Origin of the sequence: Paenibacillus forsythiae T98 (assembly GCF_000520735.1) — a bacterium.
Classification (GTDB): Bacteria; Bacillota; Bacilli; order Paenibacillales; family Paenibacillaceae; genus Paenibacillus_AQ; species Paenibacillus_AQ forsythiae.
On the sequence record NZ_ASSC01000496.1, the window covers coordinates 1 to 1,485 of the forward strand.

Annotated in this window: 1 protein-coding gene and 1 pseudogene; one reads left to right on the forward strand and one right to left on the reverse strand. The window is 57.7% G+C overall.

Features of this window, described 5'->3' with window-relative positions:
• Positions 1 to 586 (reverse strand): annotated as a pseudogene (locus L692_RS0115675) (exo-alpha-sialidase); the annotation flags it as partial.
• Positions 587 to 725: 139 nt separating this feature from the next.
• Between L692_RS0115675 and L692_RS0115680 the strand changes: the two are divergent.
• A partial coding sequence (locus tag L692_RS0115680; RefSeq protein WP_025701093.1) for a transglycosylase domain-containing protein occupies positions 726 to 1,485 on the forward strand: 760 nt, incomplete at its 3' end.

Genomic DNA, 1,485 nt, shown 5'->3' on the forward strand with positions numbered 1-1,485 from the left:
CGGCGCCGCGGGTGTTGGACGGCGTCGGGATTTTGCTCCAGCTCGCCCCTCCGTCCGCCGTGTAATAGGCGAATGCCCAGTCATACGCAAAGCCGTGTCTCCGGTCCGTAAACTGAATCTTCCTGAAGGATACAGGCCCGGCCGACAGCCGCTTCCAATGCGAGCCGCCATCTGTCGTCCGGATCAAATAAACCAGCTGTCCTTCCTGAACGGACGCAAGCGCCCAGCCGTATACGTTATCCGGAAAGTCAATGTCCCGAAATGACCACTGCCCTTCATAAATCGTCTGGAATGTGCAGCCGGCATCCGAAGTGCCGATCATGAAGCCGTTCCCGGCCGCCCGGCCGATTGCTGCGCCAAGAAACTGGATATCGTTAAAGGAAAGGGATGAACCGTCAGCGTTCATGCGCTTCTCCTGAAGCCCCTTCAGCAGCCCGTGATCGCCCCTCCCGCATACGGGAGCGGAAGCGGCCAAAGCCGGTGCTCCTTCCGCACTCCACCCGGGTACCGCCAGTATTGCCGCGAAGAGGCACAGCAGCACTTTTATGCGTACTATTTTTCGGCCAATTCTTCTTACCAAGCTCATGTTCGCACCTCCGTGATGTGTTGCCCTTGCCGGGCTTTATCTTTTATTACCCCTATTCCGCTCCTTTCCTGAATATCCGGACTCTTCCTTCCCCATAATGAGAAGAAGAACTCAATCTCTATAAAAGGAGCATGGTGTCATGCCGCTACAATCCTCTGACAAGCCGGTACGGAAAAAAAGCCGCTGGCGCAGGTTCCTGCTGGCGCTGACGGGCCTTGCGCTCCTGCTGCTCATCTGCGTTGGCGCGCTGCTCGGCTATTTATACCGGAAGGATCTGCCGCCGATTCCCGAGGATGCCCGTTCCCGGCTGATAGACTCCCGCGGAAACGTGATTGCCGTCTTCTCGGCTGACGGGCGCAGCCATGATCCGGTGGGACTAAAGGACATCTCTCCTCTGCTGATTCAGGCGACGCTGGCGGTGGAAGACCGTAAATTCTACGAGCATACGGGCTTTAATCTCAAGAGCATGGGCCGGGCGGTGCTGGTCAATCTGGAGAATGGCAGCCGCGCCCAAGGCGCCAGTACGCTGACCCAGCAGCTCGCCCGCAACCTGTATCTTTCCCATGAGAAAACATGGACCCGCAAGGTGAAGGAAGCGGTTTACACGATGCAGCTGGAAATGAAGTACAGCAAGGACGAAATATTGCGGATGTACCTCAATGAGATTTATTACGGCCACGGCGCATACGGCATCGAGGCGGCCTCCCGGATGTACTTCGGCAAATCCGCCGCTTCGCTGGACCTCGCGGAAAGCGCGCTCCTGGCAGGCATCCCGAAAGGGCCGACATATTATTCGCCGTATACTCATCCGGACAACGCCAAAAAGCGGCAAAAGATCATTCTCTCCTCCATGGCGGAGATGGGCGAAATCACGCAGGCGGAGGCGGACCGGGCCGCCG